General features: G+C 36.9%; 10 protein-coding genes. 3 read left to right on the forward strand and 7 right to left on the reverse strand.

The window, feature by feature from the left end; translation table 11 throughout:
* Positions 1-38: 38 nt before the first annotated feature.
* From L656_RS0112080 to L656_RS0112115, 7 genes are all read right to left on the reverse strand, one after another.
* A protein-coding gene (locus L656_RS0112080) for an IS3 family transposase (RefSeq protein WP_139016066.1) occupies positions 39-1,585 on the reverse strand; the annotation gives its coding sequence in 2 pieces (ribosomal slippage) (positions 39-1,126 and positions 1,126-1,585; 1,548 coding nt in all).
* A gap of 715 nt (positions 1,586-2,300) precedes the next feature.
* Positions 2,301-4,121 carry a response regulator receiver domain gene (locus L656_RS0112090; RefSeq protein ID WP_024599401.1) on the reverse strand — a complete coding sequence of 607 codons (1,821 nt, stop codon included), beginning with the start codon at positions 4,119-4,121 and terminating at the stop codon, positions 2,301-2,303.
* The gene (locus L656_RS1000000122790; RefSeq protein WP_024599402.1) at positions 4,118-7,150 is read right to left on the reverse strand and encodes an ATP-binding protein; all 3,033 of its coding nucleotides are present in this window, start codon (positions 7,148-7,150) and stop codon (positions 4,118-4,120) included. The genes L656_RS0112090 and L656_RS1000000122790 overlap by 4 nt, the downstream gene beginning before the upstream one ends.
* A gap of 233 nt (positions 7,151-7,383) precedes the next feature.
* Positions 7,384-8,574, reverse strand: a complete 1,191-nt coding sequence (locus L656_RS0112100; RefSeq protein ID WP_024599403.1) for a DNA cytosine methyltransferase — start codon at positions 8,572-8,574, stop codon at positions 7,384-7,386.
* Between the two features lie 70 nt (positions 8,575-8,644).
* On the reverse strand, positions 8,645-9,940 hold the full coding sequence (locus L656_RS0112105; protein WP_024599404.1) for a restriction endonuclease: 1,296 nt from the start codon (positions 9,938-9,940) through the stop codon (positions 8,645-8,647).
* Positions 9,941-10,840: 900 nt separating this feature from the next.
* Positions 10,841-11,986: an HNH endonuclease gene (locus tag L656_RS0112110; RefSeq protein ID WP_024599405.1), complete on the reverse strand. Its 1,146-nt coding sequence runs from the start codon at positions 11,984-11,986 to the stop codon at positions 10,841-10,843.
* The gene (locus tag L656_RS0112115) at positions 11,983-12,579 is read right to left on the reverse strand and encodes a class I SAM-dependent methyltransferase (protein WP_024599406.1); all 597 of its coding nucleotides are present in this window, start codon (positions 12,577-12,579) and stop codon (positions 11,983-11,985) included. The genes L656_RS0112110 and L656_RS0112115 overlap by 4 nt, the downstream gene beginning before the upstream one ends.
* A 334-nt stretch (positions 12,580-12,913) precedes the next feature.
* On the opposite strand from L656_RS0112115, the gene L656_RS0112120 reads away from it, so the two are divergent.
* The 3 genes from L656_RS0112120 (at position 12,914) to L656_RS0112130 (ending at position 16,300) form a co-directional block, all read left to right on the forward strand.
* On the forward strand, positions 12,914-13,654 hold the full coding sequence (locus L656_RS0112120; protein ID WP_024599407.1) for a substrate-binding periplasmic protein: 741 nt from the start codon (positions 12,914-12,916) through the stop codon (positions 13,652-13,654).
* 13 nt (positions 13,655-13,667) lie between these two features.
* Positions 13,668-14,408 (forward strand): substrate-binding periplasmic protein, encoded by a 741-nt coding sequence (locus L656_RS0112125; RefSeq protein ID WP_024599408.1) that lies wholly within the window; start codon positions 13,668-13,670, stop codon positions 14,406-14,408.
* A 293-nt stretch (positions 14,409-14,701) separates the two neighbouring features.
* Complete coding sequence (locus L656_RS0112130) at positions 14,702-16,300, forward strand: ABC-F family ATPase (protein ID WP_076915768.1); 1,599 nt, start codon at positions 14,702-14,704, stop codon at positions 16,298-16,300.
* Positions 16,301-16,466: the final 166 nt, after the last annotated feature.

The following is a 16,466-nucleotide window of genomic DNA, read 5'->3' on the forward strand; positions in this document are numbered from 1 at the left end:
CGGAGTTTTTCAAGTTAGTTGTCGCATCAAATTAAATTTTATGCCGCCCGCATTGCTTCTTTTTTCTCTGGATTTAAATTTACTTCATTGATCATCGTCCAATCTCGAGACTTTCCTGACCAACGACTTGGATTCTGTAATTTCGCCATCCCATTTACCTGATGACGTTTCGCTAGTATCGCTTTATCTAATCCTAAATGACGCTGGTTTGGCGTGACAAATTTAATACCGCTGTGCAAGTGCTCATCGTTGTACCAATCAACAAATCCGCTAACCCACTTTCTTGCGCTACCCATGCTTTCAAAGGCTTTCTCAGGGTATTCCGGGCGATACTTTAACGTCTTAAATAGCGATTCAGAATAAGGATTATCATTACTCACAGACGGTCGGCTAAATGAAGGAACAATACCTAACTCCTGCAATGTCGCTAATAACGTTGCCCCTTTCATTGGACTGCCATTATCCGAGTGCAGCGTGACTTGCTCAGGCTTTACCTGCTCTCGCCTGCAAATATCTACCATTAAATCAGCCGCCAGTGTGCTTAGTTGTGTGTCATGAACCTGCCAACCAACTATTTTTCGACTATAAATATCCATCACTAAATATAAGTATAAAAACTGACCTTTAACAGCTGTTGGCAAATACGTGATATCCCATGTATAAATTTCGTTTACACGTGTTGCCCTGAGTGCTTTTGGCTTTTTTATCTTTTTATTTGGTTTAACTTTTTCTCTGTGTGTTAATAATTTATGCGATTTCATAACGCGATAAAACGAGCTTTCTGATGCTATCCACACATCTTTATCCAATAGTTTAGGGACTATCTTGCTGGGTGGTAAATGCCCATATTCTATTGAATTAACCGTCTTAATTATACGCTGTTGCTCTAATTCAGTTAGCCTGTTAGGTGGTCGCTTTATCGTACTTGTTCGCTTATCTGTCATATCATCAGCTTCAATCCAGCGTTGAATTGTTCTTGCCGTTAGACCAAGTAACTCACATGCTTTTTCTTGCCTTGCCCCTGATTTCTGCGCGTCGGTAATGAGCTTTATCAATTCATGACGCTCAGTTGAGCTGGTTAATCGTCCTCGTTGAAACCCCAAAGCGCATCTGCTTTTTTTTTGAGTACGAGTAAGGCGGCTGTTTCTGCTAACGCTTTGTCTTTACGATTAAGCTCTTTTTGAAGCTGCTTAATTTCTTGTTTGAGCTGTTTACTGTCTGATTTTACGGGCTTCGTTGAAGGCCCTTTAGCAAAATCTTGCTTCCATTGTTTAATATGATGCGGGTAAAGCCCCTTAGCACGGCAATATTCATTAAGAGCTGCTTCATCTAAACTCGCACATTCAATAATGGCGTTAAGCCTTTCTTCTAAGCTCCAGTCATGAGGGCGTTTTTCTGTTGTCATGTGACTACCATTATTTTTAGTTTCAAGTTCATGGTTTTTAGCAAGCGCGATCCATCGTTGCAAGGTTGAATAACCGATGCCTAAATCTAGCGCAATATCTTCTAGGCGAACATCATCACATTGAGATAATGCTTTTTCAACAGCGTGAACTTTAAATTCTTGTGTAAATCGACGTCTCATTTTATCTGCCTCTATTAAAAGTTAGAGGCGACAACTATCCTGACACAGGGGGCTTGTAAGCAATGTAATAGTTCGAGTAATTTACAGCCTCTTTCCGGTCGTTATGGTTACTTTGTAAAATGCGGTAATTGCAGTGCAAATACACCAATGAAATCACCATGCCCTAAATGTTCAAGCAACAATACTAAAACAAGTAAACGTAAAGAAAATTACTCTTTAGTGTGCGGAGATTGTGAGATAAGTACACCTATTAAGCTTTAGCACTTGTAGGTGCGATTTTACATCGCGCTTTGTTATTTAGTAACTAGCTTATAGCTCCCATTCAACACCAACAAACAAGTTCACCTAAACAGCTGTAGGCGCTCAGCTTGCTCGCGCGAAAAGCGTAGCTTTTAAATTGTAGGCGGGAGTTTACCTCGCGCTTTTGGTTTGCGATTTAATATACAAATATCGCGTTGGCGATGGCAACCAAAGAGAAGTAACCGCCGACTTCTCTTTGGAATCTCTCGGCGCCCCGAGGATCACACTAATTCCTCAATTTAAATTAATGATATGAACGTAACCAGCGTAGATAGGCCATCCATGGCCAAGCTACGCTTTTAAAAGCATCCATGCTGTTAATTACTCATCATTAATAAAATTTCGGATGTGATCACGGGGGAATTTTCTTGGCAGCGGCCTTTAATTAAATAATGAGTTAATGCTCATTAGTTCATTACTGATATTGCCTTCTTAACCATTCAACTTCATTTGTTCCAATTCTATTTAAATTACCGACTAAATTACTAACCCTATTTTGGGTATCTAAATCTTCAAGATCTCCAATCCAAACATATTTCGAGTTATCTGTAGATTTGTACTCTAAAGTACCATCTTCTGCTTTTATTGGCATTACCCTATTAGTTACATCACTCATAAACTCAACATGCACTAAATCAAAAAAAGAACTTTCTGATTTTACAAAGACTTTCCCAGAGTAAAAATACTTCCTTATATTTGCTAAGTCTTTCTCTATATCTCTGTGTCTATCTTTTTCAAGTATATCTTCTTGATCAGGATCATAACCTAACTGCTCAAGTAATACATTTTCATCTGCCTTTAATGAACTATTTATTATTTTTTCGAGGGAGGACATGACAGGTAAAACAAGGTCAAATTGTTTACCTTTAGATAACCTTGTGAGTTTTGTAAAAGAAAACATCCGCGAATTATCAATTCTTGCTGTATCACATTTTGGGGTTACACAGAGTAAAAAGCAGCCCATATCAAAACTATAGAGTACTGTGCCTTGAGTCAAATATGGTAGCTCGATGTCTATAAGCAGGTCTTCAAAAGTTCTTCGGAAGGATGTCAAGATAGATAAGTTTTTTGAGTGATCATCGACTGATTTAGGGCTGTCTATTATGTTTAATAAACTGGTTAAACTTAAAATGCTTTTTTTACTTTCAGTAAATTTCTGAGTTTCTTTAGGAGATACATGTTTTTCCAGCACCACTCCTATATCTGAAAGAAAACCTTTTGTTATAAGTTCTTTAAAATCATCATTAGTCAAAGTATAAGGTTTATTTTTAGATATAAACTCTTTAGAAATAGATTCACATTTATCATCGACCCACTTTTCAATAGCAGTTTTATCTAATGTTGTCTTATCTACTTTATTAATAGCTAATATGTTTCTCAGATAAGATACAAAATTATCTAGCATAAAAACTTCAGAATCTTCAACTTTAGGGAGTAGAGCACGATGAGCTAAATAAGCGGTATCTAACTCGCTATCAAACCTGGTTAATATCCTTCCAGTATTATGTCTAATCGTTGCAGCGGCTTTCATCGCAAAAGTAGGAACAAGACCATTTACTAATGCTTCAAACTCTTCAAGAGCTTTTAGGGGTAGATCTACCTCAGAAATTTCTCGCTCCCTTCGACCTCCAGAATCAGGTTTGTTATAAAAAGAAATTTTCAAATTTTGTGCTGATAACTGAAATTCACCAGAGGATTTAACATCTTCATTATTTAATTCAACTTGCAGTGAATCTCTCAATTCAGATAAGTTATTTTCACCAGTATAAATAATGATATTCCTTATTCGCCCTCCAGACTCAAGGTCTGATTCGAGTATCTTCTTGACTATTGCTTTACTATAACTATCGTCGCTTCCTTTTAGCATCCAATCCAAAATAATTATATCCGCTGTAGCTGCCACTTTCCCAGCTTTCGTAGCAAAATCATTAATATCATCATTAGTAATTTGAGGCTGATATAAACCAGCTACAATACCATTTTCATAAAATGCGTTTGTAAGCTTTAAAGCATCTAACTGATGACTTTCTACTAGTGGCATTTCAGTTGAATCACCAATTTCTGATGATTGACTTTTATTTTCTGACTCTAATAAGGGATTGTTACTGGTTGGATCTTCTATTGGCTCTAAGTCAAATGCTGTATTTAAGCCTAATCCAGCTTGATCATCGATTATCAGTACTGTTTGCACGTAATCCTTAACGATTGCATTACAATGCTCATTAAAAGCTGTCATTCTTTAATATCCTTATCGAGTTGCTTAACAATAAAGCATGGAGATTCACTACTTCCTCCAGTCATTAGTTCAATATCAAAACCCTCTCTATTCAAGGTCTCTTTACAAATATACAATCCCATCCCTCTGCCATTTTCTTTTCTTGAAAAAGTAAATTCAAAAATTCTGTCTTTATCAATAGTGGGGATATACGGACCATTATTCTCTATTGTTAAGCCAGTCTCATTTGTATTTAAAATAATTTTCTTATTTTTATTTTCACTGTTTGATTGGGTATTTAGCCAATATATAGCATTATCAATAACATTTATGAATACAGGTAAGAATGTTGAAGGAAAAACTCTAGTTGTCGAGTTTATAAACGAATTTGTCACTTCAAATTCAATCAAATGTCTGCTTAACCTTTCTTTGAAAATATCTAGCAAATAATTCTTAATTTCTTTGCCGGTAAGATCAACTTTATTCCGATATAGTCTTCTGTTTAATGGTGTAAACATTTTTAAATAACCATCTAAATGAGAGAAACTATTACTGATATTTGAATATAAAGTTTTTAGCTTAGGGTTGTTATCAGCCCAGGGCTTAAGAGATTTAATTGAGCTTCTAACATTACGAGCAGTGCTACTAAACTCATGTTGTATTATACCTAATGACATACCAAGCTGGGCGAAATCAAAATATTGATTCAAAGAATCTTTAACTTGTTCATTTTCATTTTCTAATGCAGTTAAAGTATCTGAAATATTTAAGCCATCATCTTTAAGCTCCCCTAATACCATTTCAACTGCATCACGTATCTTGCTAAAGTATTGTTCTGTTTCTTGAGAAACAGTTTCAAGTTCTTTCTCCCAATTAGAAATCAAAAAAGCTGACTCTTCAGGTGAAAGTGTATCAATTGGAGTTGAATTAATATTTGCCATTACCTCAGATAATGTATTACTTAGCTCACCTGATTTTACTCTCGCCTTTCCTTTTATTACAGCATTGATTTCACTAACATTATTCGTTAGTTCATTTTTATATTGAGATATATTCTTTTTCAGTGATTTTTTTTCCTCTTCTAATACCTCACTAACACGCTCTCTTAATGAAAATGAAAGGTTATTATCTTCAATATAATTTGCTAGTTTACTTTCCACACTAATTTTACTAGGTTCGATAACATCATGGTTAAGCTTTTCTTTTGTTTTTAAATAGCTTTCCCAATCCTTATTTAAATCTTTATTTAAACCTATATTAGGTTTAGTAACTTTAGATTCTTCAATTACCTTTTTGTAACTATCTTTTATATAATTTCTAAGTCTTGAAACAAAATTATATTTGTCTTTATCATCCCAATTGATATTTACTTTTTCTATTTCTGACTCAATCGTTTTAATTATGGTCACGACCTCAGCCGAGAAGTAATTATTATCAAATCGTTCAAAAAATAACTTTAGCTCTTCTTCAAATTTTAATTTTTTTGGACCGACATTTTTTTTCCGTCTATCTAAAGCAGCTTTTTCTGCTGCAACTTCATTCTTTAAAGCAGTTTTTATCTCATTGAAACGATCATTCGTTGAACTATCCCTGAAGAAATCAGCGGCTAACTGATCAAAAAAATTCTCTAATATACCTTTGAACTCACGATATGCTAGATTCTCAATAAGACCTTCTCGACCTGCTTTTTCTATTAAATTATTGTTTTGCTCATGCTCTATATCAATTGCACCAAACATAAGACGATAAGAAAAAAAGGCTGTTGCAGCTCGTTTTGTTCTTTTTTCCTCAAATTTCAAAAAGTCAAACTCTTGTTTCCCATAAGGTAAAACGCGAATACCATCTTTATAAAGGTATAGACCTCCATACATGCCTAACTTCGTTTTTATGTCGGTATATATTTGTGTAGGGACTAGACTTTCAGAAGCTGTACCTTGAAGATAAGAAAATTTAATTTTAAAAGGTCCACAACGTGTTTTTGCACCGAAACTCTCGTTCCAATTAATGATATGTTCTTGGGCCTCACCTTTATAAACTGTAACAGCCCCTTTAAATTGGCCGTACTCATCAAATTTACCTTCAATATAATGATCTGCACTCATTGCATCTTCGAGAGTAAAGAAGCCATCTTCAATTAATTCTTCTGGATCAGCCGTACCTTGATGTAATCTGAACTTAGTAGAAAGTGAAAAGCGCTTTTGGCTCACTAAAGAATTAGAAAATCCAACTAGTATTTTTTGTAACTCAGTAGTACCTGTATCATTCGTTTTAATATCTGAATTTAACGTTTCATCGCAAGGCATTATTATGAAATGAGTACCTCGCCCTAAGCCATCTAAAAGAGGTGGAGTATTAATTTCAGATATATCCCCTGCATCTAAAGCCCGTTGCCAGTTTTCGGTTGATTCTTTATGCAAGTTATTAAAAAGGATCTGGGGAGAAAATGTTAATTTTTTAGAGTCTTGGATAATTAAATCCATATAATTTGAGGGTACTTTATTACCAAGCTCTTTTAAATTAGTAACAAGCTCATCTACCATACTCTGAATATCAGTATTATTCGGTAATATTCCTTTTGGAAAGGTCCTAGTTGGTATAACTATATCTGAAATACTTATTTCAGGAATCTCAAATTGGGCCCAATGTACTAGAGCAACTACAAGATCATGTAACCCATCTGCTCGTTCTGCACGACTTAAAACAATAACTTGCCTTCCAATAGAAGCTATCGCTAAGCGACCAATACCTTTTTCCCCCATAAGCTTCCGCTCTATCATACCCTCAGGTATATATTCTGATTTACGGTTCAGCCCATATTTACTAGATGTCCCAATAGTCAGCCACTTACTAATAAAATCATTTTCAGTCATCCCGACCCCATCATCTCTTAAAGTAAAAAGATTTTGGTCTCTAAAATAGTCAATCTCAACATTCTGAGCATATGCGTCATGTGCATTTTTAAATAATTCATGTATCGCTGTTGGGATACCAGCTATTTGCTGCCTACCAAGCATGTCTACAGCTCTTGCACTTACAGTCATTTTTGCCATTTAATTTTTAAATCCTTAAAAAACTAAAGTTACAAATTGAAAAATCTTTACCCGATTTTACTTCAATTTCGACTACACATTAATTGCTTTAGCAACATAGTATTACCTCTAATATATTAAATAAAGAATTATTAAAGTAAGGAAATTTTATTTGATTAATCGATTAAGTATTTTTTTTGGGTAAAGTGGATAATAGATTGGTTCATTTAACTTCTAATCGTAGCGTGCATTTACTAGAAGTACACTTGTCCCAAAATATGCTTTTTTATATTATTTATTAGTGCTTTACCTAAATCAACTGGAACTGCGTTACCAATTTGCCTTGCAGCAGCCATAACACCACCGAGAAATTGATAGTCATCGGGGAAGGTTTGTAAACGCGCAGCATGACGAAGCGTTATCCCATGATTTTCCCATGGGTGTAAAAAACGTCCTTTGGAAGGATTATTACAACCTGTCGTAATAGTATTTGCGGGAGTATGAAAATATATTCTTCCATAAACATCTTTATGACCCGAGTAGCCATTTTGATGACATGGTAGCGTAAACTCTAATTCATCCCTGCTCCCCATCAATTCAGTATCGTTAAAACGCTCAACCATAAATGGTTGGTGATTCATATGTATATTACAAGAATCGCTCTCTTTTAATGGCTTGCCAAATTCTAATGATTCAACGATCTTCCTAGACTTAGCTGAGTCCCAACCAAGCACTTTACTCATACGAGGCACTAGGTTTTTTAGTACTTCTTCAGCAGGCCGTTCAAAAGCGATTGAGGCACTTTTCCATATGTTTTTTGTAAGGGGCTTATCAAAGTCAGGTTTTATATGAGTTGGTTTTGGTGGCCATTCAAGATTTTCAATATCAATATCTTCTCTAACAGCTAGAATAAAAGCACGCCTGCGGCTTTGAGGAACACCGTAGTCTCTTGCATTTATGATTAATGGTTTATCAGTAATAACTTTATATTTTTTTTCGTTAGCTAATTCTAGAAACTTATTTAAGTACAAAGCATGTCTAGGCCAAAGTAAACCGGGCACATTTTCAACTAAAAACGCTTTTGGCATCAACTTTTCTACAAAGTCAAAATATCTTAGTAAAAGCTTATTGCGGGGATCGTCTTCTCCACGACCTTTTATTCGGTGTGTTGAAAAACCTTGGCATGGTGGCCCACCAAGCAAAAGATCTAAATCACCTGACTTGAGGCCTTTTTCACTCATTAAGGCATCTATTTTGAGTGGTATTATGTCTTCAGCATAAACATGAGTGTTAGCCCCAAGACGCTCTACAATATTACGCTGGTATGTATTTGCAGCGTGTTGATCAAATTCTACAGCAGCTAAGATATCAAAACCGACCTCATGAGCGGCTAAAGAAAAGCCGCCGGCGCCTGAAAATAGATCTATTGCTGTTAATTTAGTCATATACCGCTGTTTTTAGATAGTTATAAGGCGCAGAATTATACTTAACTAAGCCAGCTTGTAAAAGAAAGGTTTAATATAAAATTTCTTCCGGATTGCGTTGCTTAATTCGATTAGGATAGTTCAATTCTAGTGAGCTGAGGTATTCTGAGACAGAACTAAACTGATTACTCTCATAAATAATCTTATTCACTTCTTCAGCCAACCTTTTACCGTGAATTAAAACTATCGGGTATTTATCTTCAATTACTTCTCTTTGAACTGATTCTGAAAAATAGCTAGTAGTAACATAAACGCCTAACCACCCTCTTTTCAATCTCGCTACAGTTCGTGCTATATGATTACCACCTGTTGGAGTATTTAAGCCTTCACATTTTGCTTGACCTATAACTATTAAGTCACACGATGAAAAACCAGATCCGAGCGTCACTTTTCCAACAAAATCGGCACCTCCATCACTTGATCCTCTAGTTACCCAACCTCTTGTATAAATACCATATTCTTCATCGAGAACTTTTGCTGCAATCTCCTCCGCTAAAGCTTCAAATTTATGCTTTTTCCCATCGTAATATTTATAAATAAATTTGAGTGTTATATCTTGCTCTGTATTATATTTGGGTTTTTGATCGACAGCTTTAACTAGCCTTAAGGTAGATACCCTTCGTCTTAAGTTAGCTAGAGCATCATTACCCTTCTTAAGCCATATTTGCCAGCTAACAGGGGCTAATAAATTTGTTTCTTTAAGAGAAAAACCAACCTCTCTTCTCTGATTTATCCATTCCCACTCAAAAAGCTCATTTTCTTTTTGTAGATTTAAAACAGTGAAATCGAATGCATAGTTAGTAAACGTTGTTTGCTTACTATTATCCCATTGGGTCACGAGTTCAATACTATCAATAACACCCACCCCCATAAACTTTGGATACCCCTTAGCAACACCATTTATAGTCTCTCGCTTAAAAAATAATATAGGAGGTGTCTTTTGTCTTTCTAATGGGTCGTGGGAATGTGCTAACTGAAATGCTTCAAGTAAAGCTTTGTTACCAGGTGCTGATTCGGGTGACTTTCCCGTTAGTTTATTGTCACCGTAATAACGTATGTGGCCATTATCAACGTCATAGTAATCCTCCCAAGGAGTTTCTGCTGATCCTTTTTTATTTGGGCTACTTGATATTAATATTGCAGGCCTAACATCTTGTTTGTTAGATGTTTTTATAGAAGCAGACTGATTAATACCTTTTTCTAATAAAAGCTTTTTTACACTTGCTTTATGGACTAAATAATGAAAGTTTGTGTATCCATCCTCAATCAAGTTTTCATGATTAATTGGTTTTTTGTACCTTAAAACCTGCCCAATAGATATTTCCAAAATACATACCTTTTATTAAAAAACTACAAATGAGCCTCTATAATTGAGGTTCAGATCCAATCTACCAACACACTCCAATTCCCCGTGATCACACCTGAAACTTACTTAATGATGAGTAATTTACAGCATGGATGCTGTAAAAGGCGTAGCTTGGCCATGGATGGGCTATCTACGCTGGTTACGTTTACATCATTCACGTAAGTTGAAGGTAAAGTGTGATCCTCGGGTGCGCCGTGGGATTCCAAAGGGCGGTCGGCGGCAGCCGCCCTTTGGTTGCCATCGCCAACGCGATATAACCTCGAATAGAGGTTTTTAATCCCTTGAAGCCCCACGATAAAACACCAATTTATGAGCGCGATATAAAATCGCACCTACACATTACTTACACCGAAATTTAAAAGCTTCGCTTTTCGCGAGAGCAAGCTCAGCGCCTACAAGTCAAAAGCCGGATATAAACTCCCGCCTACATTCATAAACACCAATCTACCAACACACTCCAATTCCCCGTGATCACACCTGAAACTTAGTTAATGATGAGTAATTTACAGCATGGATGCTGTACAAAGCGTAGCTTGGCCACGGATGGCCTATCTACGCTGATTACGTTCACATCATTAACGTAAGTTGAAGATAAAGTGTGATCCTCGGGTGCGCCGTGGGATTCCAAAGGGCGGTCGGCGGCAGCCGCCTTTTGGTTGCCATCGCCAACGCGATATAACCTCGAATAGAGGTTTTAAAATCCCTAAACTCATACAGCAATTTATGAGCACGATATAAAATCGCACCTACACATTAATTACACCGAAATTTAAAAGCTTCGCTTTTCGCGCGAGCAAGCTCAGCGCCTACAAATTAAAGCGAGATAAACTCACGCCTACGGCACGAACTACAAATTATTCATTACACGTCATACCTTGGCTTTTCTTCCGCTACTAAATCCAGCCCTGTACTTCGTCGCTGATATTTAAAACTAGCCGCTTCAAAATAACCTTTTTTTACCCATAACTTTGCACTGTTAACCTGCGCAACCTGATATGCCCAATTACTTACTGCAAGTGACTTATCTGAATCACAATAAAAGTAAGGTTGGAGTTTATTGGCGATTTCGGCTTTATGCGTATCGAGGTTTTGTTCTAGCCAGCGGTCGCGATGAGCGAATGCTGCGAGGTGGTCTCGCTTATTGTTATTACAATCAGCATGCGCAGCAACAAAGTTGTGTGCTAAGTCGTTTGGATAGCGCTTAAACGGGATAAAATGATCGACCTCTGGTGTTTTTTTAGTTTCTTTTTCGTTTTTTAGGTTCATTGGTTTTTGGCAATAAAAGCAAAGCCCTTTTTGAATATCAATAAGCAGCGGCGCAACTACTTTTAAAGCAGTTCTATTAGTACCAAACAAAAATTCTTGTAGCTGGCTTTGCGATCCCAATAACATTTGATTCGCTTTTATTGTTTGTACTTTTTCTACCCATTCAGTAACACTAAGATGCACAACCAAATCGTAAAAACGCCTAAAACACTGAGCAATACCTACATTTAAAACAATTCGCTTTGGCTCTCTGCCTTTACCTAAAAGTGTATGAGGATATAAAAAGCACTCTTCTTTTCCCGAAAGTAACTGCAAGCGCCAAAGAGGTCCATCAATAAATGTACGCCGTAATGAGCTTATTACTTTGCTGTATTGCTGATGATTTTTGAATGCGTTATAACTTTTAATACCTGCATTTTGCAGCTTAAATATCTCGGTAATGAACTTTGCTTGGCCTAAGCTATTTTGCTTAAGTAACATATCTTCGGCATTGGTTATTATATCTGTTGTGCCCAATGCATATGGCACTGAATGATTCCAATACAGTTGAATAAACTTATCAACCAAAGTGTCGATTTCAATTTCCATTGGAGCTTCGGGATTACTATTTTTATGCTCAACACACACATCAGCAATTGCGTGTAACAATGCATATTTATAAGTAGCGCTAAAGTCACCTTCAACTAATAAACGCTGAATATACGCAATAAAGTCGAGCTGTTGCTGCATTGCTCCAATCATAAAGCGTGCACTACTTTAATAAGCGCATTTAGCCACACTTCACTTTCGCGCTCTGGGCGCTTGTCAACACTTTGCCATTGTTTAATGGCTTTTAACTGCGTATGGCTAAGTAAATGCGTTAAAGCATTTTCGTTTAAATCTGTAAATTCACGACCATTATGCACACGCTCTGTATCGCCATATTTAAACGATACATACAAAACGCCATTCGGTTTAAGCGCAAGTTGTAGATTTAAAAACACCTGCGGTAACTCAGCCTTCGGAACGTGCAATAAACTAGCGCAACACCAAATACCATCGTATTGATTTACACATTTAAGCTCTTGAAAGGTTTTAACCGCTACAGGTTGCTGTAAGTAACTGCTTGCCAACTCTGCCAGCACTGGGCTTGCATCAAACGCACTTACAGTAAAACCCTGCGCTTTAAAAAAAGCAGCATCTCGCGCACTGCCACAACCAGCATCTAAAACACTACCGTGTTGTGCAACGTGCGGTAAAAACTCAGCATAAAGCGCCGACATATCAACGTTAAGTGTTGAGTCGCTAAAAGCTTTGGCATTTTGGTTGTAATAAGTAAGTGTGGTGTTTGACACGAGACTCACCGCTCCTTGGCTAATCGTTTAACAGCTAAGACACTGTTAATACTGCATTCATTATTTGTTTAATCTACAGGAACAAGCGCATTAAATATAGGCTTAATAAGTAGAAATTTTTAAATTAATACGCCGTTGTTATTAAGCACTGATGCTGAGTGACACACGCTGTATAAAATATAAAATACAACCACCTTTCTATAAACACCTACATAGTGGGCATTCTCATAATTACGGATGGTTTTTACATCTTTACACAATCCCGCGCCGCTAAAATACGAAAGCTGGTTTATACTGTTGTAATAATAAGCAAAAATAATAACTATGAGGCGCAATGAATAAATTAATTACCGTATTTTTATGTTTGCTGTTTACGACTCCGTTTAATGTATTTGCTTGTGAGAGAACCTTTAGCGTGGCATCGCACGATGCTTTTTGGCCGCCTTATGTAATGGGTATTAACGGTAAGCTGCAAGGCTCGGAGGTTGATGCGCTTAACATTATATTTGCTGACTCCCCTTTTTGTTTTGAAGTTAAGTTACTACCAAATTCTAAGCGGGCTTTTATTGAGCTTAAATACGGCCGTATTGATTTAGGATGGGCAGCAAGTTATACCGATAAACGCGCTAAATATGTGCACTTTAGTGATACCTACCGAACTGAAGTTATGCGTTTGTACGAAAATACAAACAATCAGCATAACGTTAAAAACCTCGAAGATATTTTTAAACAAGGCCTTACCGTGGGCGCTAACTTTGGGAGCTACTACGGCGAAGAGTTTGAGCAATATAAAACTAAATATAAAAAACAAATTGAATACACCAGCGCAACTAGTAAGCGCTTTGAAATGCTTAATAAACAACGTATTGATTTTGCTATTGAAGACGAATTAGTAGGTGCTCACTTTGGTGAAAAAAGCACTAACATAAAATTAGTAACCAGTATTGAGTATGTAAACAAGGATGACATTTACTTAATGTTTAGCAAAAATACGGTGTCGGTTACTGAGCTTGCGGTAATTAATGAATATATAAATAAAAATAAAACAGCACTTAAAGCGTTGTTTGAACACTAATTTAAGGAGTGTAATGAAAACTTTATTTTTAGCGTTTACTACACTGTTATTTACTCAATTTAATGCCTTAGCATGTACAAAAACATTGGTGATGGGCACTAACGAAACCAATTGGCCGCCTTATCTTGTTAAACAAGGTGATACATTTTTAGGCGCAGAAGTGGATGCTGCAGACGCTATTTTTAAAGATTCAAAATTTTGTATTAAATGGACTTATTTCCCGAGTTTTTCACGTGTTCAGGCTGAGCTTAAAAATGGCCGAGTAGATATAACCTACGCGGCAAGTTATACAGAACAACGCGCTCAATACGCGCATTTTAGTTTGCCTTACCGCGACGAGGTTATGCGGCTTTATAAACATAAAGATTCGCCTGATGTAACAAGCTTAGCTGAGCTTTTTAGTAAAAAGTTTACAGCTGGCATTAACCGAGGGAGCTTTTTTGGTAACGAGCTTGAACAGCTAAAAACTAAGTATCCAACACAGGTGGTGCTTACTGCCCAAGCAAATAATCGATTTAGCATGTTAGATAAAAAACGAATTGACTATGTTATTGAAGACTCTGCTGTTGCACAGTACTTTGTAAAAAAACACCCCTCTATTACGCAGGTAAAGTCTATTACACCGATTAACATTAACAACGTGCATTTTATGCTAAGTAAAGAGTCGCTAACTCTTGATGACGTGGCGACTGTTAATCAACTAATTATCAAAAATGCGGCCGCTATAAAGTTAATTTATCAGCCTGTGCATTAAAGCTTGGGGAGTAACTTGGCTATTTGGCTGCAACACTTATTTAATGTTATTGGCGGTAGTGGTTATTTATATTCCTGTTATAGGTAAACCTAACGCCACTTATGCTAAAAATAGTGACTTAAAATTGAGAATTGCCGTTATTTTCGCTTGGTTATAAATTAGCTACCTTTTATCTTTCATTCGTTGTGGCTGATCTGTATAATCCGCCAGCTAATTTACCCTATTGTCTGGTTCTTGTTTGTGGCGTTTTGCTGCAGCGTACTCCTGTCAGTACTAATCTAGGATTACCCTTTTTGATCTCCACCGCAAATATTACGATGCAGTTTGGCGCAGAGCCGTTGTTTGAAAACATTTCAGCTAAATTTGGTAACGGTAACCGTTACGGTTTAATTGGCGCTAACGGCTGCGGCAAGTCGACTTTCATGAAAATTTTAAGCGGTGCGCTTGTTCCAAGTGCGGGTAATGTATCTATTACTCCAGGGTTAAAAGTAGGTAACCTAAGCCAAGACCAGTTTGCTTTTGAGCAATACAGCGTTGTAGACGCGGTAATTATGGGCGACGTGGAGCTTTGGAAAGTAAAGCAAGAGCGCGAACGTATTTACTCGTTACCAGAAATGAGCGAAGACGACGGCATGAAAGTAGCCGATCTTGAAAGCGTATTTGCTGAAATGGACGGTTACACGGCAGAAAGCCGCGCTGAAGAAATTTTGCTTGAAGCGGGTATCGATAAAGAATTTCATTACGGCTTAATGGCAAACGTTGCTCCAGGTTGGAAACTACGCGTACTTTTAGCACAAGCGTTATTTGCAAATCCTGATATTTTGCTACTGGATGAGCCTACCAATAACTTGGACATTCATACAATTACGTGGCTTGCTAACGAGCTTAACAAACGTAAATGTACGATGATTATTATTTCGCATGACCGTCACTTTTTAAACTCGGTATGTACGCATATGGCCGATATTGATTACGGCGAATTACGTATTTACCCTGGTAACTATGAGAAATTTTTAGAAGCTGCGGGCTTACAACGCGAGCAACTTTTAGCTGAAAACGCTAAAAAGAGCGCTGAAATTGACGAGCTACAAGACTTTGTTAACCGTTTTGGTGCTAACGCTTCTAAAGCTAAACAAGCAAGTTCGCGCGCTAAAAAAATGGATAAAATTAAGCTTGATGAAGTTAAATCTTCAAGCCGTATGAGCCCATCACTTTCGTTTGACGAAGGTAAAAAAATGTATCGTCAAGCGCTTGAAGTTAATAAGCTTGGCCATGGTTTTGATGGCGAAACATTATTTACTGGTGGCGACTTACTACTAGAAGCTGGCGCTAAGCTTGCTGTAATTGGCGAAAATGGTGTGGGTAAAACAACATTTTTACGCTGTTTAGTAGACGAGCTTAAAAGTAATGAAGGCGAAATTAAATGGTCTGAAAATGCGACCTTTGGTTACTGCCCGCAAGACAGCACAAAAGATTTTGATAACGATTTAACGTTGTTTGATTGGATGTCGCAATGGCGTACAGCTAAGCATAACGATTTAATGGTACGTGGCATGTTAGGCCGTTTGTTGTTTACAGCAGACGATTCAAACAAAAAAGCGCGTAACTGTTCTGGTGGTGAAAAAAACCGCCTGTTATTTGGTAAGTTAATGATGCAAGACGTTAATGTGCTTGTAATGGACGAACCAACAAACCACATGGATATGGAAGCCATCGAAGCGCTTAACAATGCGCTTAAAGACTTTGAAGGTACGCTTATTTTTGTAAGCCATGACCGTGAGTTTGTATCGTCATTAGCTACGCGTATCATTGATATCAAAGATAAAAAAGTAATCGACTTCCAAGGTACGTTTGACGAATACCTAGCAAGTTGTGAAGAGAAAAAAGCGTAATTTTTTTCTAATTGCTTATAAAAACGGTGCTAAATTTAGCGCCGTTTTTTTATGTGTGGAATTTGAGTTTAACTATAAAATTAATTAATAATGGCTTAAATAAATAATTCACTAAGAGGTTGAGAGACGCTACGCTTTTAGAGTCAGTGACAAAATACTCGTTTAC

Source organism: Pseudoalteromonas sp. TAE56, assembly GCF_000497955.1.
Taxonomy (GTDB): domain Bacteria; phylum Pseudomonadota; class Gammaproteobacteria; order Enterobacterales; family Alteromonadaceae; genus Pseudoalteromonas.